The organism is Mesorhizobium sp. P2_A12 (assembly GCF_056405075.1).
The window spans coordinates 28,196-51,731 of the sequence record NZ_JBFUCU010000022.1; the positions used below are offsets into that span (position 1 = coordinate 28,196).

Here is a 23,536-nt window from a genome sequence, read left to right on the forward strand (position 1 = left end):
CTAGAAAGGAAGTTCAGCGTGGATCAACGGACAAGCTCCGTTCACGCGTTTCGCTCAACGGGTCGGCAATCGCTCTCATTAGTGAACCACCCGATCATCGGCTCTGCGATCAGGGGTCACACGCGTTCGTAGAAGAGGCCGGCCGCCTCCGCCGCGGTGCAAAATTGTGCTTCTTTACAATAAGATCGACCGTTTTGCGATATTTCGGCGTGGACATCAATGAAATGCGATGACCGCAGATAGAATGAATTTGAATAGTTACACGCCTCGGCCCTTCTAACGGTCGCGGCCGAGCCAGCATTTGGCCGAAAAGCGAGGCAGCTTCGGACTAAGGACTTTTTGAGCAGACATTATGTCAGTGCCCGCATGCAGGAAGCGCTCCGGGCTGTTCGGAGGGTTCGATCGGGTATACTCTTCCCGATCATCGTGTCTGCCCAGGGAGAGCCAGATGCGTGAATTGATTGGAAGCGTGCTCATCTACTTGGGCGCTATCACAGCCGTCCAAGGCGGTCCGCTTCACGATTCGGCCAAGAGCGGCGACCTGGCTGCCATCGCAGCGGCCCTCGATGCAGGCGCGGACGTTGAGGAGCAGGAGAAGGGAGCCACGCCGCTCTTCCTGGCAGTGCGTAGCAGCCATCCCGAAGCGGCTGAACTGTTGATCGAGCGCGGGGCCGATGTGAGCAAGGAGTCGACGCTCGGCCTGCCGCTTACCGTTGCCGTCCTGAAGAACTCCGTCGATCTCATGCGACTGTTGTTGGCGCATGGTGCTGACCCTAACGCCGTGGCGAGGGGTGAGACGATGTTGCACTTCGCGATCGATAACGACTGTCTCGATTGCGTCAAGGTGCTGGTTGAAGCCGGTGCGGACATCAACGCCATCTGGATCCGGGGCGACCCCGCCCGCCTACCGGGAATTATCACGCCCTACCACCTTGCCAGGAACGAGGACCATGCCGACATCGCCGCTTACCTCAAGGCTCATGGCGTCGTCATTCTGAAGCCCGAGCCGATTTCCGCGAAGCTGGCAATGGCTAACCCGGCAAAGGGCGCGGCGTTCTTTGCCGCCAACTGCGGCGCCTGTCATGTCAAGCGTGCACAGGATGTATCCACCATCGGGCCGAATTTGTGGAATGTTGTCGGACGCGACAAGGCATCAACAAAGTTCGACGGCTACTCCAAGACCCTTCTGGCCTGGGAGGGTGGCTGGACCTACGAGGATCTAAATATTTTCCTCGCCGGGCCGACATTGACGACGCCGGGCGTAAACATGGATGTCCGCGGCGCGCCCGATGAAGCGGATCGGCTGAACGTGATCGCCTATCTGCGAACGCTCGCCGACTCCCCGGTTCTGCTGCCCTGAATTGCATAGCGCGCCCTGCGGTACGCGACTAGCGACAGCCGCATAGACGAACTCGCGATCTGACGTCGGGGTCGACCGCAAGCCCAAGCGGCCTTGGCCCATATTGCTATATTAGGGCTTGCGAATAATATATGGTGGGTTGGCCCGATATCGGTGGGCGCCTGGAGAATTCGGTGCACTCGGTCGAAACACGACGCATAGTATGCTTGGCAGGCGTGATCGTCGTGGCTGCAGCGCTTGAGGATGCGTCTGCGCACAGCGCCGATAGCTGGACTTATCCACCGGCCTGCTGCCACGGCGACCCGTTGACGGGAGAGTGCGGCAAGATCCCCAGCATGACAGTAACACCGCGACCCGATGGCTATGAGATCGTCTTGCGGCCAGGCGACCATCAGAAAGTCACTCACCCAAACAGATACTTCGTTCCGTATGACAGGCATTCCGTCGGGCGACGACAACTTCCACATCTGCTTGCATCCGACCGAGGAGCACGAAAACTGCTTTTTCGCGCCTGCGGACGCGATTTAGGTGCTGCCCCCGGCGCTTCTGTGACGAATGCGTCGTTTTGATAGACCACCTCGCGACGACGCTAGGTGGCCCTTGCTCAGCGCTCGTAATCGTTATCGTTCGAGCGCTGCGTCTTGCGGTCCTGCTCTTCAGCCTGCTGAGCCTTTTGCTTTTTGGTATCCTTCCGCTTGGCTGTCTCCTGCTCGGTGCCGATGCGCGGCTGCTGCGGCTGGCGGGGATCGTTCCCGGTTGGAAGGTCTCGCCCTCGCGCCTCGCGTTCGGGGAACGGCTCCCCACCGCCACCACCACGACGCTGCTGCCGCTCGAATTGCAGCCGCGCGAGACGGTCGTGCATCTTGTCGTTGACCTCTTCGCGATACTGTTCGAACTGTCCTTGATGCGCCGGCGGCAGCGTCTCGCGCATGTTGTCGAGAGCCTGATTGACGCGCGCCATCTGACGCCGCATTTCCAAGGGGGTCTGCGCCATGTCCAAATCTCCTACCAGTGCATTCAACTCTCTCATACCGGGATGGGACAGGAAAGACTTCTGCCCCGATTGATCAGCTACGCGCCCCGCGGCAGTACCTGGCTGCCCCTCCCCTGCTAGATCGCGACGGAACTGCAGAAAATTGTTGCCGATCGACTCCGCTGCCGTGAGAGCCTGACCGAGTACGCCTGCGGTCCGCATCGTCGTCACAGTCTTTTGCCATGCGGCAGCGATTGCATCGCCGTTCACGACAAGGGATTGTCCATCCAAACGGCGTTGCCGTTTGGCCTCCACCCGCTCGATCGTCCTGGCGCTGACCTGGTAGCGCGAATCCCTCTGGGCGCGGCTGTAGGCTCCGGCATGCTCCTTGGTGAATGGCCGCGTCATCGCATGATCCATGCGCCGCGTCGCCACCATCGCAATGCCGTTCTCGCGTGCTTTTTCCGCAAATGTCTCGCGCCAGGCTGCCAGATCTGGCTTGTAGAATTTCAGGCGTTCGCCGTCGGCCGAGCGTGCCTGCACCATCGCGTGGATATGGACGTGCTTGGTGTCCTTGTGATGCGCCAGGACGAACTTGTATCCTGGCGCGCGCTCCTCCATCACGGTGCGCGCCGCGGCCATGACGGCGTTGGCATCGGTGCCGGCCTTCGCCGAGAAAAGCAGGTGATAGGCATTGCGGCGTTCACGCCCCGAAAACTGCGGGCGCCATTGTTCATAGACCGAAGCCGCCGCCTTGGTGGAATTCTTCGCCCCAGGCAAAGGCTCGCCATTTGCGTTGCGGACCTGGCTGTGGGTGCGGATGAACTTCTGCAGGAAATATTTCGCTTTGGGCTCACGGCTGACGGTCGCCGTTACCTCTGCCTTGGCGACCACGCCCACCGCGCCCATCGCCTCGGACAAGCGTGCCTCGATCTTATCAAGCGCCTTGCTGCGCGAATTTTCCCGACCACCGGCCAGGACTCTCGCAAGCGGTCCGGCCCGCTCATCGGTGTGCGCGTATACCTCCACCGCCTGACCACCCTGCGCGTAGATGAACGGTTTCGCGCCGAAGGCCTTATTCAACGCCTCGCTCAAGGCGGCATCGGTGACCTCGCCGGCGAGCTCAAAACGAACCTCCAGAAAATTGGTGTTTTCCAAAGGCGGTTCGAACGTCTCGCAAAACGTATCCAGGAACGCCTTTCGTGCGGCGCCTGTCGCAAGGACCTGTCCATCCTCGTCAAAAATCTCGATGTCGTGTTTCTCGCCTTTTTCGTCTTCGCGCTTCCCGATGTAATTGAGCAGCCGAGCGGCGGCTTCCTTGGTCGATGGCGGATTGGGCATGACCTTGAACACAGCAGGCTGCGCGCCCGCCGCATAGCCTGCGCGTGCCGCCACGGCCCGCGCCTGATAGCCCGCTCGCGCCGCTCGGCCAGTACCGCTCGCGCGACCCGCACCGCGGCCGCCGCCGCCGCGCCGCTTCCAATCTTCCTCCTCCTCTTCCGGCCGGAAACCGGCGAGCGTAGCGCCATAGACCATGATCGGCGCGCTAGCGCCGCTGGGGGAGCTCGCGGCCGCAGTGGACTTCGACGTCCTGCTGGACATAGAGCTCCCCGCCACTCCTGTTACTCCCGGCGACGAACGAGGGACGTTCCTGCCGCCACCTACCACCGAGCCGGTTTGTCCTTGCCCGACGCGTCCACCGCCACCGACCCGCCCATGACTTTTCATCGCCTGGAATTCGCCGGCCTCGCGTCGGGCGCCGGTCAGTGAATTGTCGTCGTCCAGGTCCTCACGTTTTATGCCGGCCTCGCCCCGCAGATAGCGTTCGACTTCGGCCGCGTAGCCGGCAAGGCGACCGCTCATGGCCTGGCTTCCCTCGTCTTGCGAGAGCCGACGGTCATCGTTTTCAGTTCCTCGCGAAACTGCCGCACGAGCTCGCCCACGGCGATCAGCGCCTGCCCAAGATCCTCATCATGGGCAACACGGCCGTCGTTCATGGCGCGCACGGCCTGATTGAAATTGATGCCTACGCGCCGCAGCTGATCGGTCATGTCCACGATCGCCGGCCGCAACGCCTCTGACGCGATAGGCAGATACCCGGCCTCTGCCCGCACCAGACGCCGGACGACCTCGCTGACGGTAACGCCGTCCCGCTCCGCAATGGCTTTGAGGTTGGCCAGCTCGCCAGCCGAAAACCGGATGTGCGTCACCTCGCCATAGCGTCGTGACGCGCTTTTCACCGCTGCTTTCTGGGCGTCTGCATCCATCTCTCAAGCCCGCTTGCGGGCGCTAAGGCCCGCCCGGGCCGCGCCGCCTATTTTGTGTGTATCACAAAATAGGCTATCCTGCCAATAGAAACCAGAGAGGGGGGAGGGCAGTGAAAATGGCAACGGACGTCCCCCTCTCAACTAGCCCAGTTTTCAAATTGCCGACCGCCGGCACGTACCGTCGTGACGTTTCCATCGCGATTTGTCGTGATGTGTCCATGTTGCGTTGAGGACTTGTCTCCATGTTAACATGGAGACATCCGAGCGGTTCGCAGGCGGGGATCGGCCCACCGGATCTGCTCCTCACTGAAGATAGCAGCGCGCAAAAATTGCGCCTGTGATCGAGCCTTTATGATGCGCGCCTGGGTTGCCAAACCGGTCTGCCGCGTTGACTATGTCACCATGTTTCGACCGTGACATTAATCCATGTGTCCATGATGACTTGTTTCCATGTTAACACGGAGACAAGGAGACAACGCCCGGAAGGAGGCCCCCCATGATCATCTCCGCTGCGATCCCAAAGGGCGGCACTGGCAAATCGACGCTGCTGCGCACCCTCGCATCCGTCGCGCTGCATCGCGGCTATTCGGTCACTCTTATCGACGGCGACCGGCGGCAGAATATGAACCGCTGGTTCCAGATGCTGGGCGAAGCTGGCAATCGTCCTGACAGGCTCCAGCTGGTAAGCGCGATGACCCCGCAGGAAATCCTCGACGCCGCAGCCACTCACAACGGTGAGCGCTCCGTCGTCTTGATCGATACGGAAGGCACCACGAATGACAACCTCATGGCCGGACTCTTCGCGGCCGATATTGTCGTCGTGCCGGTCTATTTTGCCCTCGACGATGTGACCGCCGCCATCCAGATCACCGACCACTACATTCCGCTGGCGGTCGAGAGCCGGGGTAGACCGCTGCCTGCGACATTCGTGCTGACCAAGCAGACCATCATCGATGGCAGGGCGCGAGCCCTGACCGAACTGCGCGCCATCATCCAGGCCAACGGCACGCCAATTGCAGAACACGTCCTGCACAACCGCGTTGCCTATCGCGACCTCCAGACCGGGCAGACCCTTTACAGCCCCGCGGTGCCCGATGCGAAGGCGGTTGCCGAGAGCGAAGGAGTCTTCGACGACCTTCTGCAAACTTTCATCGAAGCCACGAGGAATGCGGCATGAGTGAAGAAACCGCGCCGAAACCCGGTGACGACAAGAAAGCCCGCATGATGAAGGCGATTTCCACGCAGCCGCCGGCGCTGCCGAGCATGTTCATCACACCGAAGGTCGAGACATCAGGGACCAAGGAGCAAGCTGCGCCACAGGTGCAGGTACCGACAAAGCCGTCCCCGGCAGTCGGGCCCGATTTTCGCAAGCTGCTGCGACAGGGTCAGAAAAAGGATCCCATCGCCGGCAAGAAGATTCGCGAGGAGGAGATGGTCCGCTGCGGCTACTATCTGACGGCCGTGGAGCAGCGTCAGTTCAAGTTGCTGGCGATCAGCAACGGGCACAGCATGACTGAACTGCTACGGAAGGCCGTGCAGGATTATATCCGCGTTCATAAGCACAAACTGCCGAAGGAATAGCTCGGCGGTTTGGAGTCGCTGTCGTATGCTGTGACGCCTGATGTTCGTGGCTCTTTGGCGACGCAAAAAAAGGGCCCGCGACGGAGCGCTCCGTCGCGGGCCCTGAGACGTGTTTGCCTACTTGGGTTGGTTGAGGTGTTTCAGGAGTTCCCCGAGGATGCCGTCCCGCTCCGGACGACCGCCGGCTGCCGCTTTGTCGTCGACCAGCTTTGCGGCCAGTTTGGGCGACAGCGGGATAAAGTCGTAGCCGTTTGCGATGGCTACGCGGTGAAGATCCTCAAGCGTTTCGAACGCGCGATCGTGGGTGCCGAGCCAAAGACCGGGCTCGTCGGTTTCTTCGTGCGGGAACGCTTGCAGGAAGTAGGTCCGGAGTGGTGGATCGTAGCCGATGACAGCGTCTGGGTCCGAGCGGGCCTGTCCGGTGACGGTGCCAGTGACAGTGATGGTGTAGCGGCTCATTGCAACCTCCTTTTGCCGGTTGGGAAGCCGGCCCCTCGAAGGGCCGGCTTCCCATGCCTCACTGGGGGTTGTTCCAGAGGATGACCTTCTTGTTTTCCTCGCCACCCGGGGCGGGAGCGAGATTGCCGAAGATCACGCCGATCTCGGGGGCTTCCAGCTTGACCGAGAGGTATTCCTCTCCCGAACGCTGGGAGATGCGATGCCAGCCGGCTCCGATCTCGAAGCCCGTGCGCTTGTTGACGATCCGGTAGTCGGGCGCGTCCTCTCGCGACTTGTTGGTGTTCGGGATAAGGGTGATCGGGGCGTTGACCCGGAGCGTGGCAAAGACGCCTTCCATCGAGCCGTCGGCCTTGGTGGTGAGGTTTGCGATCGTGGTGGCCATGATAGTTCTCCTTCGGTTGCATCGGGACCATTCCCGATGGCGCCAAAGGAGAGGGCCGTCCTGCTGCGGTCATCTCGGCGAAAATTCTTGAAAATTCTATTTGCCGAAAAATTGCGGGCAGGCCCTTCGCCTGCCCGCAGACCAAAAACAGAAATCGAATTTTCCTGAATATTCGCCGAGTGTACCCCCAACGGGGGTTGACCGCACAAAGCAGGCGGTCGTCTACAAAGGCGACATGAAACGGGAATGGCCCGGATGCGACCGAAGGAAAGAACTCAGGTCGCCATCGCTAGACCGCCGACGCAACGGTGCCGGATCGCAGGAACATGCTGCAGCCTCTCGGGTCATGTCGTCGGCATTGCCCACACATCGAAAAGCAGCCTGGCGCGTGACCGCCTTGCGTGTTCGGTATGGCGGCATAGCGGTTCGATATCGGGGCCGGCTGGCAGCGGCCTTCACGCCCCCCCGGGGATGATACCGCGCAGTCAGGTTGGATGACCCGGCAAGCCAGCATGTTGTTCGGCACGCTTGCACCGCTTCAGAGGCGAGACGGGTCAAGATGATCATCCGCACAACGCCCCGCAGCTCTGCGCGTGGACCGGTTTCGAAAGGGGCCGGCAGTCCGCTCATACAAGTGGATTAGGCGACGAGAAGCCGGACCAACATATCGGATTGAACCCGCCGGGCTGTCGGCAGCACCGCATCCATCATTCTGGCAACGCCAGACGCTCCTCCGGCGTCATGCGGGCTTCGGCTTGGCGGCGAATGTCCGGACCGGCATGGCGGAGCATGGCACACCAGTCTTCCACATTGTACGTGGTCGCCATGCTGCCCCTGGCCAGATCGTAAATGACGCAAGGCTTGTTCGCCATGGCGAGCCGAAGCACGTTGACGGCAGTGCCGGGTGACGCGCCATCCCAGACCATCATGCCAAAGTCGGCGCGCCGCGCCATCTCCCGGTCTTTGGCGGCGTGGACAAAGTCCCCTTTGGCATCGTCAGGAGAAGGAACATGGTAGGCGGCCCAGTCGCCCAGATTATTGCGGGGTTCCTTGCCGGCATGGAAGACGCCGACATGTTCGTACTTGTAGCCCGCGAGTAGGCCCTGCGCCTCGGCATCGGCTCCCGAGGCGTCGCCAATCAGCACGCCGTGCTCGGCAGCAACGATTGCGCCAATGCGAGTGACGGCAGGTTCCGGCAGCTCGAATACTTCGATTGATCCACCTATGAATATCATCGACATCGTGACTTTCCCTTCTCTCCAGCGTCCCCCGCCCCCGCGCCGGCCGCCCTCTCCCTCTGGCCCTGCGGGCCCTGAACCGCTGCCGGAGGTGCTACGCGCGCGGACTAGCGGCCTTCGGCCAGCCAGAGGCTCACGTCCTGGATCAAGTGGATCAGGATAGACGGGTTGTCCCGCGACGACTTTAGTCCACGTCCCAAGGGCCGAACCCGACCGCGCGGTCGGGTTCGGCCCGCGGATGCGAGGAAAGCGGCGCTTCACGCGCCGCCCTCCGCGAACCGCCAGACGGGGATGCCAAGCCGACGGGCCTTGTCGGCAAGGTTGTCGGTGATTCCGGAGCCGGGAAAGACGATCAGGCCGTAGGGGACCACCGAGAGAAGCTGGTCGTTGCGGCGGAACGGAGCCGCCTTGGCGTGTCGGTTCCAATCCGGCTTGAAGGCGATCTGGGTGATCTTCCGGTTCTCTGCCCAGCAGGCGGCGATGCGCTCAGCGCCGCGCGGGCTGCCGCCGTGAAGCAGCACCATGTCGGGATGCTTTTCGCGGGCCTTGTCGAGTGCGTCCCAGATCCGGTCGTGATCATTGCAGTCGAGACCGCCGGCAAAAGCAATCTTGGTGCCGGCCGGGACGAGCACCTCGGTTTCGGCGAGCCGGCGGGCGGCGAGGAAATCGCGGGAGTCGATCACCGCCGCAGTCATCGCCTGGTGGGAGACCTTGGAGCCGGTGCGTGGCCGCCATGCCGATCCGGTTTGTGCCTCGTAGAGGTCGGCAGCCTCATCGCGCATGATTTCGAGCACGTTGCGGCGCTCGATATAGGTGATGCCCTCGGCGGTGAGCCGTTCGAGTTCGACCGACTTCACCTCGGAGCCGTCCTGCTCCTGCTGGCTCGAACGCTGCGCCTCCTCGTTGCGATCGAGGGATCGGGCGACTCGCTCGGCGGCACGGTGGAAGACGTTTGCGAAGGACCAGAGCAGGTCATCGAGATCGGGTTCGAGCCTGGTGTCGCCGAGCATGCCGGCGAAGGTCTCGACGATCCCGGCAAGCCCGGCCCGGATCACCTCGTCGTCGGGAAGTGGCCGAGCATCAGGTTCGTCCTGATGCGGGCGATGGCCGTACATCTGCAGTTCGAGGATGACGCGGTCGGTCGGCGAGGAGGCGTGGTAGGGCTCGTAGACATCGTCGAAAGGAAGCTCGTAGGTCATGGCGTGTCTCCGTCGGTTGCGGCCGCGCCTATCGCGGCCTGACAGCGCATCCCGGCCGCGCCCCGGACGCGGCCGCACCGAAGGCCGGAGCGCGAGCGGAGGACGGCGCAGCCGTTGCGGCCGTGACCGGGGCGTGGCAGGGGTCGCCTCTCGGACAGGCCGCGGGAGCGGCCTCTCCGGCGGACCGCCGCCATGCCTAAACGTCTTCCGGTGACGCCCCCGCCCGCCTGCCGCCCCGGCCGTTCATCCGGACGGCAGGAAAAGACGGGAATCCTCCGGGACGAGCTGATCGCTGAGCCGTGCCGCGAGATGGTCGGGGCCGAGATGGCGCAGATCGTCGTTGAAGTCGCCGAGCTGCGGCCGCAAAACCAGGGCGAGAATCCCGGCCTCGCCTGCGCGCTGGCTGAGACGCCCGATGCCATGCCGGCCGGCGGCGTCGGCATCGGCTGCGATGTAGAGGCGACGGCAGCCAGGCGGGAAGGTCAGGCCGGCGAGGTGATTGGCCGAAGTGGCGGCGGCCACCGGCAGCGCCGGCATCACCACCTTAACCGACGCCATCGTCTCAAAACCCTCGCCGGCGGCCATGACCGGGACGGGCTCATCTGGCTGGCGGCCTAGCCAAATGCCGTTGCCAAGGAGATCTCCCAGCGAGCGGCGTGGATCAGTGAGTTGCGCCTTGCCCTGACCCGAAGGATCAAGCCAGGTGCGCTGCAGGCCGGTAATCTCCCCGTCGAAGTTGGTGACAGCGGCAATCAGCGCAGGCAGGGTCCGCGTCTCGCCGGTCACGAGATCCCTGTAGTAGCAGCCGGGATGGAAACGCAGCGCACGCTCATGCGTGGAAAGCAGGATGCCGCGGCCAGCAAGATATCGTTCGGCCAGCGTACCGGCGATCGGCTGGGACATGGCGAACAGGCGACGCGCGGCCTCAGGCGAGCCGCGTGCCGCGGCAGATTGGCGCCCGGCGACGGATGGTCTGGACTGAAGGTCTGGCTGTGGCATGGCGAGGAAACGACGTGCTTCATCCGTGACCTCGCGGAAGTCGACCAGACCACAGCTCTGCTCGATGACGTCAAGCAGGTCGCCATATTCCCCCGATGACTCATCGACCCATTTTCCAGCTGCCTTGCCGCCAACCGCTTTGAGCCGCACATGCATGGAACGGCCGCGCGTGTTGCGGACATCGCCGACCATCCAGTAATTGCCGGAGCGATGGCCGTTGGAGAGATATTCGCGGCACACCGCCTCGGCATGTTCGCCAAGGCGGCGTGCCAGCTCGGACGCCGAACCGGACATGATCGCCTCCCCTCAAGCCGCGGCCGTACGGTCGGTGACCCCGACCAGCGTATGGCGCTCGAGAAGGGAGGCGAGGATGGCGCAACCTTGCGCGGATGTCGGGATGAACAGCCGGAGCTTCCAGGAGATGATCTCGGATATCAGCCCCAGCGCCTTCAGTCGGGGGACCATCGCGTCGGTGAAGCCTATCAGCTCGGCACGGTAGTCGTTCATGACCCGACTGCGGCGCAGGATCAGGCCATCGGGGAGTTGCAGTCCGATCTTGCCTTCCACGAGGCCCGTCCATGCATCTTCCGGCGCGAGGGTCGGCACATTGTCGATGCCCAGATTGCGGAACATGGTCGCAACAAGGGTTGGTGCGATGTAACGCCCGATGATGCGTTCGCCGGCATCGGTCTGGATCCGGTAGACCTGACAATCATGGTCCGGCAGCCGACGCCAGATCGGCAGGAGCAGACCCGTTACGATGTGGAAAGTGTTGGTGGTGAACTCCGGGACGGCTGCGACCTCCGCCTGCCATAGGTCGCAGAACAGTTTTCGGTCGGCGGGTTGCCAGTGGGTTTCGGCTAGGGCGTCGAGACCGAAGCGCAGCTCGTCGATCGGCCGCAGCAGGCGCACGCGCTGCTCTATCACGCCATCGTCGAGCATTAGGCTTGCCGTCGGCAGCCGGATCGCCGCGCGGTTCGACCGCGTGTTCACCAACAGAACCGATTGCGGTTCCGCCCGAACGATGGCCAGCGCGTCGACGAGACGGAGCGGCAGAATCCGGTCCTTGCGCGCGACGGTCAGCACATGCGACTGCGCGCCGGAAACCGGGTGCGCGTAAACGGTGCGGCGATCGGTGACGACAATGCTTTCAGCCGTGATGGTCTCCAGTCCTCTGTCATAGGAGCCGGCGGCGATGGCGCCTTCTATTTTTCCCGCCATCAACTGCTCGAACACGTCGAACAGCAGATTCTGGGTTTCGATGCGCAGCGCCAGCAGGCGGTTGAGCCAGGTCGTGATCGGCGGCAGGTCGTCACGCAGCCCGCCCTCGTCGGTCGTCAGCGACAGGCCGGTCACGGTTTCGAAGGTGGTGAGCGAACAACCTTCGATCCTGCCCTGATGCAGCAGCATGTAGAATTGTCGAAGTGCGGCCCGCGCGCAGGGGCTTTCGAGATTGTCCTCGGCACGGAACAGCCCTGCCCCGCCGGTCTGGCGCTGGCCACGCGTGATCGCACCCAGCGTGTCGAGCCGTCGTGCGATCGTCGACAGGAAGCGTTTTCCGGCCTTCACATTGGCGGCCATCGGCCGGAACAGCGGCGGTTGTTTCTGATTTGTGCGGTGGGTCCGGCCGAGACCCTGGATGGCGTTGTCGGCGCGCCAGCCGGCTTCCAACAAATAGTGCTTGCGTAGGCGCTGGTTCTTCACGCCGAGATCGGCGTGGTAGGAGCGCCCGGTGCCGCCGGCGTCCGAAAAGATCAGTACGCGCTTGTCGTCGTCCATGAAACTCTGGGTCTCGGCGAGATTGGCCGAGCCCGGGCGGTTCTCGACGGCCAGCCGGTCGATACCATCGCGGCCGGTCTTCTTCACGATGCGGCGCGAGCGGCCGGTCACCTCGGCGACGGTGTCGGTGCCGAAGTGATGGATTATCTGGTCGAGCGCGCTGCCAACCGGCGGCAGCGAGGCGAGTTTTTCGACCATCTCGTCGCGCCGGCGAACGGCCTCGCGGCATTGAACCGGATTGCCATCTTCGTAGTGGACAGGGCGCGAATAGACGTTGCCTTCCGCGTCTGAATATTCCTCGAACAATTGGGTGGGGAAGGAGTGCATCAAGTACCCGCCGACATACTCGCGCGGCGTGACGTCGACATGCAGGTCCGACCATTCCTCGGTCGGGATTTCGGCAAGGCGTCGTTCCATCAGCGCCTCGCCGGTCGAGACAATCTGCACGACCGCCGAATGACCGTCGGCGCGGTCCTGCTCTATCGCGCCGATCAGGGTCGGCGTCATCATTGAGGTGATGAGATGGCTGAAGAAGCGCTGCTTGGTGCTCTCGAAGGCTGAACGCGCCGCCGATTTTGCGTCGCGGTTCAGCGTGCCGGCCTCGCTGGTGATGTTGGTCGCCTCGAGTGCGGCGGTCAGGTTGTTGTGAATGACCTGGAATGCATCGGCATAGGCGTTGTAGATGCGGATCTGTTCGTCGCTCAGCGCATGCTCGAGCAGGTCGTATTCAACCCCGTCATAAGAGAGCGAACGCGCCGCGTAGAGGCCGAGCGATTTGAGATCGCGGGCGAGTACTTCCATCGCCGCGACACCGCCATCCTCGATCGCGGCGACAAAGTCGGCGCGGTTGGCGAATGGAAAATCCTCGCTGCCCCAGATACCGAGACGCTGCGCATAGGCCAGGTTCTCGACCGCGGTCGCGCCGGTCGCCGAGACATAGACAATGCGGGCATCGGGAAGGGCGTGCTGCAGCCGCAGTCCCGCCCTTCCCTGCTGCGACGGGGCGACGTCGCCGCGCTCGCCTTTGCCGCCCGCGGCGTTGGCCATGGCATGGGCCTCGTCAAACACGATGACGCCATCGAACGATTTTTTCGCTCCCGACGGGTTTTCTCCAATCGCTGTCAGGCTTTCGGCCCTCCCCGCCGACTTTTCTGCGTACCCGGTCGGGTCTTCGGCCCTCCCCGCCTCTTGGCCCACCCAGTCGAGGATCTGGGCAATCCGGGATTTCTTGCCTTCCCGTTCCTGCGAGCGCAGCGTCGCGTAGGTTGTGAACAGGATGCCCTCGGCAAGGCGGATGGGTGTGCCCTGCCGATAACGTGAGAGCGGCTGCACGAGAAGTTTTTCCTGACCAAGTGCCGCCCAATCGCGCTGGGCATCTTCCAGTAGCTTGTCCGACTTGGAAATCCAGATCGCGCGGCGTCGCCCCTGCAGCCAGTTGTCGAGGATGATGCCGGCGACTTGCCGTCCCTTGCCACAGCCGGTTCCGTCACCCAAAAACCATCCACGGCGGAAGCGGACAGCGTCCGCAGCCCCTTCTGGTGCGGCCGAGACAACATCGCAGGTCTCGTCAACCGTCCAGGCGCCCGTGAGATGGCCGCAATGGGCTTCGCCGGCATAGACGACGCTTTCGAGCTGGGCGTCCGATAGCAGGCCTTCGTCGATGATCGCATCAGGAAGAAGCGGCCGATAGGAAGGTTTTGGTGGCGCGACCGCGGCCATGGCGGCCGACTGCACGAGCGGCGTCGGATGCGGCTTTGCGCGGGGAATGTCGATCGACTGGAGCGCGTAGGGTTCGTAGATCGTGTCGGTGAACCGGCCGCCGTCCTCCGGCATCCAGTCGCGCAGCTCATAGGCGAGGGGAACAGCCGGGGTGGTGCTCGCGATGATGGGGCGAGTGGGCTTTGCCCGGAGGACAATAGGGCGGACTGGCCGGATGAGCTGCGGAACGGCCGCAACGGGTCCGGCTCTCGCCGCGGATCGGGCGGCCATCTGCATGGCGGCATTGCGCAGGATCCCGTTCGATAGGGTGCCGATCGAATCGGGAAAGCCACCCGGTGTCCGGGGCGGCAGATCCGTGATCCAGGCGAGCAGCGTTTCGACATCGGTGGCTTTGCCCGGCGACCGGACGAAGTTTTTCGGTTCGGCGGCCGGTACCTTGTCGATAACTGTCAGGCGCGTATCAGTGGTGGTGCCATGGCGGGCGTAGACACGGCCGTCGATCGCCGCAGTGAAGATGACGATGCCCTGCTGCTGCAGGCGTTCGAAGGCCGGCCGCCATTTGGGGTTTTCGGGAGACAGCCCGGTGCCGGTGATGGCGACCAGGCGCCCGCCGGCGCGCAGGCGGGCGAATGCGGAAAAGAGATGCCGCCATGCCGCGTCAGTGACGTGGCCGTCGACATGGGCGCCGACGCTGAACGGTGGATTGATCAGCACGACGGACGGCTCGATGGCCGCGTCGAGATGATCGTCGATATGGGCCGCGTCGTGCCGCGAGACGGGGACCCTTGGAAACAGCAGTCCGAGGAGATCGGCCCGCGTCGCGGCAAGCTCATTGAGGGCGATCGAAGCGCGCGCCATCTCGGCATGGACGGCGAGCAGACCGGTGCCGGCCGAAGGTTCGAGAACCAGGTCGCAAGATGCGATCGCCGCGGCGTGCGCCGTGACGAAGGCGAGCGGCAGGGGCGTCGACAGCTGCTGCATGGCCTGGCTCTCGTCGGACCGTCGCGTATGGGTGGGAAGAAGATCGGCGATGCGCTTGATCATCGCCAGCGTTGCCTGGGGCGTGGTGGACCGGGACAGGATCGCAGGGCCGAACCGGCGCAAGAACAGCACCTGGGCGACTTCGAGCGCCTCATAGGCGTCCTTCCAGACCCAGAACCCCTGAGCATCGCTGCCGCCAAAACCTGTCGTCATGGCGGTGCGCAGTGCGGCGGTGGTGACAGGCTTGCCCTGCTTGAGGAAAGGCAGAAGCAGCGTTGCCGCTTGATGAATCGCCTGGGCGGTGTCGATGTGGGCCGGCGTCGGCGCGCCGATTGGGGTAGCCGCCCGGGCAACGGCAGGTGTGGTCGAAACGATGTTCATGGAAATGTCCTTTGCGAGAGGGGAATGGCGCCCGCGCCGACACTCTCTCCGCGCCAGCCGGGGCACGCTCCTCCCGGCTCCCCTCTGCCTCTGGCGCCGATGCACCAAAGGGGTTGCGCTCTTTGCAAACCCGTGACTTGAATGCGCGCACAGGGATGCGGCGGCGACCTGGAGCTGTGGAGGTGATGCGACGGTTCAGAATTGGCAGTGCGGTCTACGAGGAGGCAGCGCCTGACCTGCAGGCGGCGCTGGCGAGTGCCTATGCCCGCACCGAGCGTCCGCTATGCCTGTGCCGCGAGCCGGGCTGCCCGATGTACATCGCCCGCATCGGCGATCTTCATCTGATCAAGCGCATGCCGCTCAGCGGCGGCGGGCATGATCCATCCTGTGATTCCTATGAATCGCCTTACGAACTGTCCGGGCTGGGCGCCCTGATGGGCAGCGCGATACAGCTCGATCCGCAAAACGGCTTGGCCGCCCTCAAGTTGGACTTCAGCCTGTCGAAGACGGGGAGCCGTGCGGCATCGGTGCCTGCGGGGCAAAGTTCCGCCAGCGTAACGGCCGATCCCAGGCGGATGTCGCTGCGTGGCCTGCTTCATTATCTCTGGCACGAGGCCGAACTGACGGTCTGGACATCGAGGTGGGCCGGCAAACGGCATTGGTGGAATGTCCGCTGGCATCTGCTCGAGGCTGCCGGGCAAATGACGGTGAGGGGCGGCCCACTCGCGGATATCCTGTTCGTGCCCGAGCCGTTTCGCGCCGAGAACAAGGAAGCCATCGAGCAACGTCGCAACGCGGTTCTCGGCACGGCCCTCCCGCCGAAATCAGGTCCCCGAAAGTTGCTCGTCCTGGTGGGCGAGATGAAGGAGATGGTTCCCGCCCGCTCCGGTCAGAAACTCGTCGTCAGGCATTTGCCCGGTTTTCCCTTCATCATCGACGATGCATTGCATCGCCGCTTGCAGGCGCGTTTCGAGAAAGAGTTGTCGCTGTGGGCAGCGGATTCCAGCTCGCATCTCATGACGATCGCGACGTTCGGACTGAACCCGGCCGGCCTCGCCATTGTCGAGGAGGTCGCATTGATGGTGGTCTCCGAGAACTGGATTCCCTACGAGACGGTCCCGGAGAAAAGGCTCGTCGATGGGCTCGCCCGCCTTCGCGAGAAGAGCGTCAAGGGGTTGCGCTTTGACCTGCAACCCGACCAGCCGATCGCCAATGCGTTGCTTCAGAACAGGGACGACCCGATAGCGCTCTTTGTCGTTCCGGCCGGAGCGGACGAAAACTACGAAGCGTCGCTCGACGAAATGATCGCCGCACGACCGGAGATCGGCTCCTGGGTGTGGCGGGTCGGCGAAGGCGATATGCCGCCGCTACCGCCTTGAGTGTCGGGCGGAATTTCCAACGCGCCTGAGTATGCCCTAGGCCAGGCCGAGCTTCTTCTTGAGCTCGGCATTTTCCTTGCGCAGACGGTCAGCAAGCAGGTTCTTGAGGCGCTTGTTTTCTTCTTCGAGCGCGACAAGATCACGGAGATCGCCGCTGTCAGAGGAAGGTGCGGCAGCCCTCTTCCAATAATAGTAGGTCTGCTCCGATATGCCGGCCTGGCCGACCGCAATCTTGCTGGTCGCGCCGGCAGCGATCGATTTCTCGATCTGGGCAAGCTTCTGGGCGCGTTCATTCTCGGAATATGTCTTGCGGGCGGTCTTCGCTGCCACGGGAGCTTCCGCCGCCTGGGGTGTAGGTTTCGCTCCGTTCTTGCGGACCGGCTTTACGAGCTCTGCCTTCGCTTTCTTTGCTCGCGGAACTTTCTTCTTCGAATCAGGCACTTCCACTTTGGCTGGCACTACTGTCGTCTGAACAGTCTGAGCGTCCTGAAAATCGGCCATCATATACTCCGCTTGTGGTGTTTCCCCTTCTTCAGCATCGAGGGGTCTAATACTGAAGTCAATGACCTGGGAATTTGGGAGCGGAGCAGCATGAGCCGGTTGCGTCATCTCCGTGGCAATTTTGGTCAGGTCGAGATCGCCCCAGATCGAATGGCTAGGCTTCTGCTTACCGCGCCTCTGTTTCATTTCCACGATGAATGGCCGGATCTGGCGCTTCATAGTCTGTTCCTTGATGTGAGCATGACTTGCAAGTCAAGTCGCTGTTCGTGTTAGCGAGTATCCGACCTATCTTATCGCTCTCGTCGTGCTTTATCGGAGAAACCCCGCAACTAGCAAGCGGTGTGTCATGGGCCTTGGGCAACCTGCCCAATCAACGGAGGCAAACATCCCTGCTGAAAGGTGATGGAGTGATCTTCAGAGCTGCATCATACACACTATGCTCAGCCGTCTAGCCGGCGGAGTGCGATGACTGTGCACAATCTGGCTGGAGCGATTGCAATCCTCATTTTCTTGGGAGCTAATCTGCTCATGGCGGCGGATGAGCTGGACGCGCTTGTTTTCGGGATGGCGGTCGACAGCGTTCGTGCGCTTTCTGCTCCTTTCGCGGAAAAAGTCGCGGAAGTCGCCCACAGAAGCCAGGGCGTGCTGCTTTTCAATTTGCGCATCGATGGCGACATGGAACTTCAGCGCGTCGCCGCCATCCGGTATCCAAGCAATCAGACAGGGGTTCTGGTGCTGGATAAGCAGGGCTTGTTGACCAGCCATTGCATGGTCAATGGCACTTTCTCCAACTTTATCGCTCCGTTGGAGGACTGGAACACGCTGCCGCTCGCAACGCAGGCCAGGACGAGTATCGCCGGCCCGGCCAGCCTGTTCATCGGCGCTTTGCGCAATGCCGGGTACTTCCCGCGTGGCAGGCACTGAAGTTTTGCTGAAGGCCGGATGCTTGTATCCTCGTTGCAGTTGGCCATACGGTCTCGCGTGTCTCAACAGCTTGAGGATGGGCCGTATGCGGGTGCATCCATTGAGCGAAGGTCGGTCACCGTGATGGAGATGCTTTGCCGCCGAAGCGCGGTTCTTATAGATGCCCATCGTCGTCTTCCTTCGTCAGCTCCGACGCAATCGCATTTTGGACAGGTACTCGGCGATCTCGAGATCCGACAGATCATCGAGCAGCCTGAAGGCAGCATCACGGAGTGCCTGAATTGGGATCGATGCAGGGAGTGTCTTTGTGACGGCTGAACAGTTGGAACATCTGCTCGCGGGTGGCGACGCCGTCGAGCACCTTCCTGAAGGGTGGATGTGCGGTCATGAGGTTCTCCTGAAGGCAAGTCGGCCACGCGCGGCATCGCCGCGCCATGGCAACTGCTTGCGGTGTTGTGGCTGGCGACGGGCCGAGCCTGCGGCCGGCACGTGCACTGGCGATGATGGGGTTTGCAGGGGTTTAGGCGGCGCGTCGCTCGGAGGAACACGAAGCGTCTCGACCAACCCCGGTGATGGCACGGACGGCGGCGGCGAGCGCCGGGATATCGTCGAGCATGCCGAGTGCGACGAAGTGGTTGGCCCCGCCGATGTAGTCTTTACGGCCCTTGCAGGTGCGGATCAGGATACCGTGATCTGAGGACAAAACGAACTGGCCGACCTGGATGTAGGCGTCGTCGTGGTGCAGGGTAATTTCACCGGAAACGGCTATGCCCGCCTTGTTCGAGCGCAGGTCAAAGCTTCCCTGCGGCAGGGCAAGTTCGGCGGCGAGTTTCTTCAGCCGTGAACGGGCTATCGTGTGGAAACGTCTCTTCTGCTGCTCGTCGTAGGAGCAGCTTCTGTTCCAGTCGAACATGTCGATCTCCATGAAACGCAAGCGCCCGGGGTCGCGATGGCGATCCCGGGCTCGAGAGTGAGTTGGAACTGAAAAGGGCCCGGCGGGAGTGCCGGGCCCTGTGCGAGCGTGAGGCCGGTTATTCGGCGGCCTGGAGGTGGTCCGCCTCGTCGCTGTCTATGGTCACCGGCTCATCGGAGGACGGATCCGCATCGTCGGCGAGGAAGGCCGGCAGCTCCGCGGCATCGCCGTCGAGAGCCGCCTCGTCCGACATCTCGCTGGCGGCCGCGTCGCCAGCATCGGCAGACCCTTCATCGACCTCAACGCGCAGCGGCTCTGGCAGCCAGTTCGATCCTTCGAGAAGACGGGCAGCTTCACGGGCCATGATGTCCTTCTTCATGTGGTCGATCAGCTGCGCGGAGTCTGCGCCACGCGCTTCACGGACAGCCTGTAGAATCCGCGCCTTGGTGAGCCTCCCGAGGAACTCGACCGTGGGCGTCCAGCCGGCGTCGACCATGTCGAACTGGAGCGAGCGGCCAAGCACGTCTACATGCTCGAGCGCCTTCGCTCGCCTGTTCCAGGGTTCGACCACCGCATTGAGGGTCAGCGAGACGCAGTGCGCGAACAGCGCCTTGCGGCTTGCTTCATCGAGGCCGAGAAGGAAATCCCACAAGCCTTCCGCCTCATCGGGCAAATCGCGGTCCCAGGCTTCGTGCCGCTCGGCGATCTCCTTGGCCCACGTTGTCTCGGCAAGACCGTCGACCTGGCTGAAGCTGCCGCTCTTCATGCTGATCTCCAGGCACGTGTTCGGCGCGAAGCGATAGAAGACCTGCAGGACGAAGGCATGGAGTGCGGCTGTGGTGGCGATATTGACGTCACCGGCGAGCGCGTTGCGTAGCGCCAGCGTGCGCTGCGCGGTCAGGTCGAAGACGAGCCGATCAGGCAGTGGCTTGATGCCATCATCCTCGCCGTCGTCGCCAGAGCCGTCATCCACCGGATTGCCGTTGACGACAACACCATCGCCATCGTCGTCGCCATTCGGTCGGGTTCGGCCCTCGGTGCCCCCTTCCTCGACCTCATCGACGTCGCTGGTTTCGGGCCGCGGCTCGTCCTCGGACCGAACGAAACCGGCGTCGACCTGGAGCCTGCCATTCGCGGCAAGCGTAACGAACACACCGGCGATGGCCTTCTGGGCGGGATCGTAGCTGTGAGGACGATCATCGATCGCATCGAGCTCGGCACCCAGCCGGTCGAGCTTCGCCTCGATTTCTTCGTCGGCTTCTTCGGCTTTTGCATATTCGGCATCGAGCTTCTCGTACTCGGCCTTCAGCGCGTCGTAGCGTTCGATCTCCTCGGCGCTGAGCTCCTGCGCCTCGGCGTAGATGCGCCGCATGCCGGAGGTGTGGCCATAGGGAAAGCTGATCGCCGCCTCAGCCCATTTCCAGCCTTCGGCGCGGATCGCCTCGGCATCCACCTTCAGCCTGTCGAAGACAAGCTGCTCGAGGAGTGCGGCATCCTCTAACCAGCCGCCGGAATCCTGCTCGAAGAGATCACGAAGGATGACCCCTCCAGCCGCTTCATAGGCTTCCGCGCCGACATAGACGGCCCGGCGATCGTCGGCCCGGACCGTCGTCTCCGTCAGCAGGCGCCTGATGTAATAGGGTTCCTGCATGTGCGAGCCGGATATCCGTTCCCAGACCTGCTCCTGGCGTGCGTGATCGTCCGAGATCGAGAACGCCATGATCTGTTCGAGCCGGATTTCGTCCTTCTCGTAGAGACCGAGAAGTTTGGGCGATACCGATGCTAGCCTCAGGCGCTGCCTCACCGTCGCCGGCGATACGAAGAAGCGGGCGCCAATCTCCTCTAGATCGAGGCCTTGGTCGCTGAGCGTCTTGAAGGCCCGGAACTGGTCGAGCGGGTGCAGGTCGGCGCGCCGCAGGTTTTCGGCAAGCGAATCCTCCTCGGCCGAGGTCTCCTGCCCGCGGTTGACGATGCAGGGGATTGGCTCGTTCTTCGCCAGGCGCTTTTGCTTGATGAGGATGCCGAGCGCGAGATAACGTCGGCCGCCGGCGGGCACCTCGAACGTGCCGGTCTCCTCGCCCTCGCCGTCGAGCACGGGACGGATGTTCAGGCTTTGGATCAGCTTTCGCCGTCCGATGTCTTCGGCCAGCTGCTCGATCGACACGCCGTCCTTGATGCGCCGGACATTCTTCTGCGACAGCATCAGCTTGTCATAGGGAATATTCTCCGCGGCGTTCATCGCGATCTTCTGAATGGCGTTCTTAGCCATGGTCAGGTTCTCCATGACGGGCGGCCCGGGGCCTCTCCCCGAACCTCCAAACCCGTCAAAAACCCTCCCCTCCCCCCTCTGCCTCCAGGCCTCACGCCGACCCGGGACCGGCTCGCGGATCTCGACTCGACCGAGCCGCCCGAGGTGCCTCCAGCATGTTGGCGTTACCGGGTTCTCAAAACGAAAAAAGCGCCTTCCTCTTGCTTCGGAGGACCGCGCTGGGATTGATGGGGACTGCCCGGAGGCGAGGCCGGCGGCGAGAGTTTCGCCGCCGGCCTGCGCAGGATCAAGCGGCGAAATCGAGAAGCTTCTTGGCTTTGCCCTCCATTTCCAGGCGGACATCCTGATGCGGCTTGTCACGCGCGATCCGCGTGATGCCCTGCACGAAATCAAAGATCGATTCCGGTGGTTGGCCTTCCTCCATGAGAACAGTATCGATGATCTTCGTGGTCTCGGACTTGGAGAAGCCGCGCTTGCGCAGGAAGTTTTGGCGGTCTTCGTCATCTCGGGCCACGATCCTTTGCCGCGCCGTCTTGATGCCGTTGACGAACGGCATGGGCGAGGAATCGGCAAACTGGATCAGGGCGGGCTCGGCCTCAAGGGCGAAACGCGAGGCCGCGTATTTTGAATGGCGGATGGTGATTTCCTCGAAATCTTCGACCCCCCACAGATTGCGATTCTGACACACCGCGCGCAGATAGAAGCTGGCGATCCCGAGGGTGCGGGCTCCGACCTCGGAGTTCCAGCAGTAGAAGCCGCGAAAATAAAGATCCGGTTCCCCATTCGGCAGCCGCCCGGCCTCGATCGGGTTCAGATCGTCGACGAGGAACACGAAGATATCGCGATCAGATGCGTAGAGCGTCGTGGTGTCGCTGGAGATGTCGACGTGCGGATTGTAGATTCCCGTAGACCAGTCGAGCACTCCGGGAACCTTCCACCGCGTGTCTCCGGTTCCGTTGCCGGCGATTTTCTGCACGGCGTCGACGAGTTCTGAGTCAAATATTCTGCCGTAATCCGGGCCTGTCACCGCCCGCAACTCGAGGCGCCCGTTCTCGATTTCCAGCGTCTTAACCTGTTCGGCGCGGTGGTTGAGGAGACCGTGCTGAAGGTTGATCGCCGCGAGCGGGGCTGGAAGCTGCCGCAGATAGGTGGCTGGTGCGCCGACCAAGGAGGCGAGTTGGCCAAAACTCCAATGCGTGGGGGCAACAGGGCCAGGCGCATCGGGCAGCATTAGCCTCAGACGCTCCGGATCGTCGCGGCTGGCCTCGACGCGGATCAGCTCACTTTCGACGATGCGGATCTTGCTGCGCTCCGACCGGCTCTTCACCGCATTTCCAAGGTCGTTGAGCGACAGGTATCGCTCGTCCGCTGGCCGGTTGAACCATTCTGACGACACGCGGCCAATACGCTGGCCGCGGCTGACGTCGACCTTGTAACCGGCACGCTCGTTGCGCTCGGGCGCAAGAATTTCCATCTGCGTCATGGGTGTTGCTCCTTGGCGGGCGCCGGGAGACTCTCTCCCGGACCTTTACCCGCCACCGCAACCCACCCGCCCTCTTCCTCTCCGGTACCAGAGCGCCCTATCAGCGTCGCCATTGCAGCAGCCGCCGCTTCAAGGCTGGCACCCAGGAAGGAAGGCGCGGGCTTCGGAAAGCCCGAGCCTGGGACCAAGCGCCGTTCACCTTCCGGCCGCGACAGAATTCCGCGCTGCTTTCTTGGGCAACGAGACCGTCCGGAACTTGTCTTGAGATTGGGCAATTGCCAGTTCTGTTCTGGCCCTAGCCAGAAATGTATAAATTGACCCGACGTCATGATACGCGAAGACTTTATCGAGGTCGGGATTGAGAGGACTTGGATGTCGAGCAGGTTCGTCCGGCCCGTCGTGGTGCAAGTTGGCCGGCATGACCGTGAGCGCATCATATTCGATGTGAACGACGCAGCGACGATCCTGCTGCGGAGTTTCCCTCATCAGACGGAGAAGCGAAAACTGGCTATGGATGCATGTCTTCAGGTTCTGCGCGGTGAAGCTCGGACGCCGGTTGCGAGACGGGCCTTCGTTGCAGCGGCATTGGAAGCGAACATCCTACGCAGCGACTGAAGGTCCAAGTTGATATAGCCTCAAATGGCTTCGAAAGTGACTGTGGAAAGTAGAGTTTCACGCCAGCACAGCGACGACCGGGATTGTTCGGCCGGCAGAGCATCGAGTCCTGCCATCGCGGCAAACAACTCGAC

19 protein-coding genes are annotated in these 23,536 nt (G+C 62.7%); 6 read left to right on the top strand and 13 right to left on the bottom strand.

All coding sequences use genetic code 11. The features are described from left to right. Window positions 1-448: 448 nt before the first annotated feature. Window positions 449-1,360, top strand: coding sequence for an ankyrin repeat domain-containing protein (locus AC1DZU_RS30115; protein WP_477290400.1), 912 nt, complete (start codon window positions 449-451; stop codon window positions 1,358-1,360). 604 nt (window positions 1,361-1,964) lie between these two features. On the opposite strand, the gene AC1DZU_RS30120 is transcribed toward AC1DZU_RS30115, so the two are convergent. Together AC1DZU_RS30120 and AC1DZU_RS30125 are read right to left on the bottom strand one after the other, a co-directional pair. Further along, the gene (locus AC1DZU_RS30120) at window positions 1,965-4,196 is read right to left on the bottom strand and encodes a relaxase/mobilization nuclease domain-containing protein (protein ID WP_477290402.1); all 2,232 of its coding nucleotides are present in this window, start codon (window positions 4,194-4,196) and stop codon (window positions 1,965-1,967) included. Further along, window positions 4,193-4,600, bottom strand: a complete 408-nt coding sequence (locus AC1DZU_RS30125; protein ID WP_477290404.1) for a hypothetical protein — start codon at window positions 4,598-4,600, stop codon at window positions 4,193-4,195. The genes AC1DZU_RS30120 and AC1DZU_RS30125 overlap by 4 nt, the downstream gene beginning before the upstream one ends. A gap of 496 nt (window positions 4,601-5,096) precedes the next feature. On the opposite strand from AC1DZU_RS30125, the gene AC1DZU_RS30130 reads away from it, so the two are divergent. Further along, on the top strand, window positions 5,097-5,777 hold the full coding sequence (locus AC1DZU_RS30130; RefSeq protein WP_477290406.1) for a nucleotide-binding protein: 681 nt from the start codon (window positions 5,097-5,099) through the stop codon (window positions 5,775-5,777). Continuing rightward, the gene (locus AC1DZU_RS30135; protein ID WP_477290408.1) at window positions 5,774-6,181 is read left to right on the top strand and encodes a hypothetical protein; all 408 of its coding nucleotides are present in this window, start codon (window positions 5,774-5,776) and stop codon (window positions 6,179-6,181) included. Before AC1DZU_RS30130 ends, AC1DZU_RS30135 begins: the two co-directional genes overlap by 4 nt. Window positions 6,182-6,298: 117 nt before the next feature. Here AC1DZU_RS30135 and AC1DZU_RS30140 read toward each other — a convergent pair whose 3' ends face one another. The 6 genes from AC1DZU_RS30140 to AC1DZU_RS30165 all read right to left on the bottom strand — a co-directional run bounded on the left by AC1DZU_RS30140 (window position 6,299) and on the right by AC1DZU_RS30165 (window position 15,318). After that, a complete protein-coding gene (locus tag AC1DZU_RS30140; protein ID WP_477290410.1) occupies window positions 6,299-6,640 on the bottom strand; it encodes a hypothetical protein in 342 nt (113 codons plus the stop codon). Window positions 6,641-6,698: 58 nt separating this feature from the next. Further along, window positions 6,699-7,022: a DUF736 domain-containing protein gene (locus AC1DZU_RS30145; RefSeq protein WP_006205585.1), complete on the bottom strand. Its 324-nt coding sequence runs from the start codon at window positions 7,020-7,022 to the stop codon at window positions 6,699-6,701. 707 nt (window positions 7,023-7,729) lie between these two features. Beyond that, window positions 7,730-8,263, bottom strand: a complete 534-nt coding sequence (locus AC1DZU_RS30150; protein WP_127416414.1) for a hypothetical protein — start codon at window positions 8,261-8,263, stop codon at window positions 7,730-7,732. Between the two features lie 254 nt (window positions 8,264-8,517). Beyond that, entirely contained in the window at window positions 8,518-9,459 is a 942-nt protein-coding gene (locus tag AC1DZU_RS30155) for a DUF2493 domain-containing protein (protein ID WP_127415421.1), read from the bottom strand. A 243-nt stretch (window positions 9,460-9,702) separates the two neighbouring features. Then, window positions 9,703-10,752 carry a DUF7146 domain-containing protein gene (locus AC1DZU_RS30160; RefSeq protein WP_477290413.1) on the bottom strand — a complete coding sequence of 350 codons (1,050 nt, stop codon included), beginning with the start codon at window positions 10,750-10,752 and terminating at the stop codon, window positions 9,703-9,705. Between the two features lie 12 nt (window positions 10,753-10,764). Beyond that, on the bottom strand, window positions 10,765-15,318 hold the full coding sequence (locus AC1DZU_RS30165; RefSeq protein WP_477290415.1) for a strawberry notch-like NTP hydrolase domain-containing protein: 4,554 nt from the start codon (window positions 15,316-15,318) through the stop codon (window positions 10,765-10,767). 185 nt (window positions 15,319-15,503) lie between these two features. Here AC1DZU_RS30165 and AC1DZU_RS30170 point away from each other — a divergent pair, with 185 nt between their 5' ends. After that, window positions 15,504-16,697, top strand: a complete 1,194-nt coding sequence (locus tag AC1DZU_RS30170; protein ID WP_477290417.1) for a DUF1173 domain-containing protein — start codon at window positions 15,504-15,506, stop codon at window positions 16,695-16,697. Between the two features lie 36 nt (window positions 16,698-16,733). On the opposite strand, the gene AC1DZU_RS30175 is transcribed toward AC1DZU_RS30170, so the two are convergent. After that, on the bottom strand, window positions 16,734-17,417 hold the full coding sequence (locus tag AC1DZU_RS30175; RefSeq protein ID WP_477290419.1) for a transposase: 684 nt from the start codon (window positions 17,415-17,417) through the stop codon (window positions 16,734-16,736). A 246-nt stretch (window positions 17,418-17,663) separates the two neighbouring features. Here AC1DZU_RS30175 and AC1DZU_RS30180 point away from each other — a divergent pair, with 246 nt between their 5' ends. Further along, window positions 17,664-18,122 carry a hypothetical protein gene (locus AC1DZU_RS30180; RefSeq protein ID WP_477290421.1) on the top strand — a complete coding sequence of 153 codons (459 nt, stop codon included), beginning with the start codon at window positions 17,664-17,666 and terminating at the stop codon, window positions 18,120-18,122. 265 nt (window positions 18,123-18,387) lie between these two features. On the opposite strand, the gene AC1DZU_RS30185 is transcribed toward AC1DZU_RS30180, so the two are convergent. The 4 genes from AC1DZU_RS30185 to AC1DZU_RS30200 all read right to left on the bottom strand — a co-directional run bounded on the left by AC1DZU_RS30185 (window position 18,388) and on the right by AC1DZU_RS30200 (window position 22,787). Continuing rightward, window positions 18,388-18,510 (bottom strand): DUF1419 domain-containing protein, encoded by a 123-nt coding sequence (locus AC1DZU_RS30185; RefSeq protein WP_477290423.1) that lies wholly within the window; start codon window positions 18,508-18,510, stop codon window positions 18,388-18,390. Between the two features lie 132 nt (window positions 18,511-18,642). Beyond that, on the bottom strand, window positions 18,643-19,035 hold the full coding sequence (locus AC1DZU_RS30190; protein ID WP_477290425.1) for a hypothetical protein: 393 nt from the start codon (window positions 19,033-19,035) through the stop codon (window positions 18,643-18,645). Window positions 19,036-19,153: 118 nt separating this feature from the next. Continuing rightward, entirely contained in the window at window positions 19,154-21,304 is a 2,151-nt protein-coding gene (locus tag AC1DZU_RS30195) for a ParB/RepB/Spo0J family partition protein (RefSeq protein ID WP_477290427.1), read from the bottom strand. Window positions 21,305-21,590: 286 nt separating this feature from the next. Beyond that, entirely contained in the window at window positions 21,591-22,787 is a 1,197-nt protein-coding gene (locus AC1DZU_RS30200; RefSeq protein WP_477290429.1) for a DUF932 domain-containing protein, read from the bottom strand. A gap of 372 nt (window positions 22,788-23,159) precedes the next feature. On the opposite strand from AC1DZU_RS30200, the gene AC1DZU_RS30205 reads away from it, so the two are divergent. Next, window positions 23,160-23,402, top strand: a complete 243-nt coding sequence (locus tag AC1DZU_RS30205; protein ID WP_477290520.1) for a DUF982 domain-containing protein — start codon at window positions 23,160-23,162, stop codon at window positions 23,400-23,402. Window positions 23,403-23,536 lie beyond the last annotated feature (134 nt).

Coding starts and splice junctions, on each gene's coding strand:
- AC1DZU_RS30160 (WP_477290413.1), bottom strand. CDS start 10,752: ATGTCCGGTTCGGCGTCCGAGCTGGCACGCCGCCTTGGCGAACATGCC.
- AC1DZU_RS30165 (WP_477290415.1), bottom strand. CDS start 15,318: ATGAACATCGTTTCGACCACACCTGCCGTTGCCCGGGCGGCTACCCCA.
- AC1DZU_RS30130 (WP_477290406.1), top strand. CDS start 5,097: ATGATCATCTCCGCTGCGATCCCAAAGGGCGGCACTGGCAAATCGACG.
- AC1DZU_RS30185 (WP_477290423.1), bottom strand. CDS start 18,510: ATGACCGCACATCCACCCTTCAGGAAGGTGCTCGACGGCGTCGCCACC.
- AC1DZU_RS30195 (WP_477290427.1), bottom strand. CDS start 21,304: ATGGCTAAGAACGCCATTCAGAAGATCGCGATGAACGCCGCGGAGAAT.
- AC1DZU_RS30200 (WP_477290429.1), bottom strand. CDS start 22,787: ATGACGCAGATGGAAATTCTTGCGCCCGAGCGCAACGAGCGTGCCGGT.
- AC1DZU_RS30155 (WP_127415421.1), bottom strand. CDS start 9,459: ATGACCTACGAGCTTCCTTTCGACGATGTCTACGAGCCCTACCACGCC.
- AC1DZU_RS30170 (WP_477290417.1), top strand. CDS start 15,504: ATGCGACGGTTCAGAATTGGCAGTGCGGTCTACGAGGAGGCAGCGCCT.
- AC1DZU_RS30150 (WP_127416414.1), bottom strand. CDS start 8,263: ATGTCGATGATATTCATAGGTGGATCAATCGAAGTATTCGAGCTGCCG.
- AC1DZU_RS30140 (WP_477290410.1), bottom strand. CDS start 6,640: ATGAGCCGCTACACCATCACTGTCACTGGCACCGTCACCGGACAGGCC.
- AC1DZU_RS30190 (WP_477290425.1), bottom strand. CDS start 19,035: ATGTTCGACTGGAACAGAAGCTGCTCCTACGACGAGCAGCAGAAGAGA.
- AC1DZU_RS30120 (WP_477290402.1), bottom strand. CDS start 4,196: ATGAGCGGTCGCCTTGCCGGCTACGCGGCCGAAGTCGAACGCTATCTG.
- AC1DZU_RS30125 (WP_477290404.1), bottom strand. CDS start 4,600: ATGGATGCAGACGCCCAGAAAGCAGCGGTGAAAAGCGCGTCACGACGC.
- AC1DZU_RS30180 (WP_477290421.1), top strand. CDS start 17,664: ATGACTGTGCACAATCTGGCTGGAGCGATTGCAATCCTCATTTTCTTG.
- AC1DZU_RS30115 (WP_477290400.1), top strand. CDS start 449: ATGCGTGAATTGATTGGAAGCGTGCTCATCTACTTGGGCGCTATCACA.
- AC1DZU_RS30175 (WP_477290419.1), bottom strand. CDS start 17,417: ATGAAGCGCCAGATCCGGCCATTCATCGTGGAAATGAAACAGAGGCGC.
- AC1DZU_RS30135 (WP_477290408.1), top strand. CDS start 5,774: ATGAGTGAAGAAACCGCGCCGAAACCCGGTGACGACAAGAAAGCCCGC.
- AC1DZU_RS30145 (WP_006205585.1), bottom strand. CDS start 7,022: ATGGCCACCACGATCGCAAACCTCACCACCAAGGCCGACGGCTCGATG.
- AC1DZU_RS30205 (WP_477290520.1), top strand. CDS start 23,160: ATGTCGAGCAGGTTCGTCCGGCCCGTCGTGGTGCAAGTTGGCCGGCAT.